This window comes from bacterium, from assembly GCA_029210965.1.
Taxonomy (GTDB): domain Bacteria; phylum BMS3Abin14; class BMS3Abin14; order BMS3Abin14; family BMS3Abin14; genus JALHUC01.
Window position 1 is genome coordinate 1 of record JARGFZ010000050.1, and the last position, 1,854, is coordinate 1,854.

Genomic DNA, 1,854 nt, shown 5'->3' on the forward strand with positions numbered 1-1,854 from the left:
CAGACCTGTTGTTCAGACTCATCTCATGTTAGAAACATGAGGCTTGCTTCAGACTCATTTCATGTTGGAAGAGGCTGTTAGAAGAGGCTTGCCAAATCACCCTACATTCCCTAAAATTCGTGGTTCTTGCCAAGTTATACACGACCAGATGCTGCCATGGCAGGGAAACGAAACCGGAGACCGCCATTGAGAATAGACGAGATCCTGGGACATAACCGACCAGTGCTGTCCTTCGAGTTTTTCCCACCCAAAAAGCCCGAGAGCGAACATATCCTTCACGAAACTGTGGAGGTGCTGAGCAGGTTCTCCCCCGATTTCATCTCTGTTACCTACGGGGCGGGGGGCAGCACAAAGGACAACACCCTTCGGTGGACCCTGGACATCAAGGAGAAGTATGGTCTGGATGTGATGATGCACCTGACCTGTATCGCTTCATCAAGGGCCGACATACAGGGGGTAGCATCCACCCTCAAGGAAAATGGGATCAGAAATATACTGGCCTTGCGTGGTGATCCTCCCCAGGATCTTCCCGTTGGGGCAATAAAGGACGATTTCCACTTTGCCCATGAACTCGTTGAATACCTGCGGGACATGGGCGGGTTTTCCATCGGAGTTGCCGGTTATCCGGAAGGACATCTTGAGGCTCCCTCCCTGGAGAGGGATGTGGAGTACCTTAAAAGGAAGGTGGATGCCGGGGCCGGTTTTGTTATTACACAAATTTTTTTCGACAATCGCTACTTTTTTGATTACATGGATCGGGCCCTTGCTGCCGGTGTAAGCGTCCCCATCATTCCGGGGATCATGCCCATCGTAAACCTTGGGCAGGTTCAGAAGTTCACCAAGATGTGCGGGGCCACCGTCCCCGACCCCATCGTCCGTGATATGGAAGGAAGAGACGCCGATGATATGATGAAAGTGGGTGTGGATTACGCTGTTCGCCAATGCCGCCAACTCCTGGATTCAGGCGCCGCTGGCCTTCATTTCTACACCCTGAACCGCAACCATGCCACAGAGCGGATCCTGCAAGAGGTGGGGAGCGACTTATCGAAGGAGGGGTCGTGAGACGTATCCTTGTCATAGATTCAGCAAATATCTTTACTCAGCATGTGGAACTGGTTGTGAGCCGTTACGGGTACGGGACCAAAGGCGTCAGTTCAGCACGGGAAGCTCTTGAGGCGCTGGTTCATGAGGGGGTAGATCTTGTCATCGCCCAGGAAAGTCTTCCAGACATGACGTGGTCCGATTTCTGCCGCAGAGCGGGAACCGATTCGAGCTGTTCCGGTGTTCCGGTAGTGGTGTTATCCTCAGATCCTGCATCCTTCGACCTGCAGGGATGTGAAGGGATCAATGTCGCCGGAGTTCGGACAAAGCCCATTTCCATGAGGGACCTCATCGCGGTTGTCCAGAGATATCTTCCATACAAGAACAAGCGGCGCCAGATCAGAGCCCCGCTTGCCATGAAAGCCATGATCCGCAAGGGGGAGGAACTTGTGCCGTGCCGGGTGCTGAACCTCAGCGAGGGCGGGGTGTTCATTATGAAAAAGGATCCCCTTCCCATGGACACGGATGTCCATCTGCTCCTTTTTCTGGATGAGGTGGAGACACCCCTGGAGGTTAGCGGTAAGGTGGTTTACGTTGTCGAAAAAGCCAGGGGAAAACACCCGCCGGGAATGGGTGTTCAGTTTAACGAACTTAAACCCGATACCCGGGAGAAATTGTTTCAACACCTCGATGATCACGTGTCCTCCATCCTGGGAAGGTAAAGTTGATGTGTTCGCAAAAAGCCAATAATGGACTTTTTGCGACCCTGTCATCGCGCCCCCGTTTGGGGCGCCCGAATCAATGACGTGGGAT

2 protein-coding genes are annotated in these 1,854 nt (G+C 53.1%); both read left to right on the forward strand.

Features of this window, described 5'->3' with window-relative positions:
- The first annotated feature begins 156 nt into the window (after positions 1–156).
- Positions 157–1,062 (forward strand): methylenetetrahydrofolate reductase [NAD(P)H], encoded by a 906-nt coding sequence (gene metF, locus P1S59_12955; GenBank protein ID MDF1527150.1) that lies wholly within the window; start codon positions 157–159, stop codon positions 1,060–1,062.
- Positions 1,059–1,763, forward strand: a complete 705-nt coding sequence (locus tag P1S59_12960) for a PilZ domain-containing protein (GenBank protein ID MDF1527151.1) — start codon at positions 1,059–1,061, stop codon at positions 1,761–1,763. The genes metF and P1S59_12960 overlap by 4 nt, the downstream gene beginning before the upstream one ends.
- Positions 1,764–1,854 lie beyond the last annotated feature (91 nt).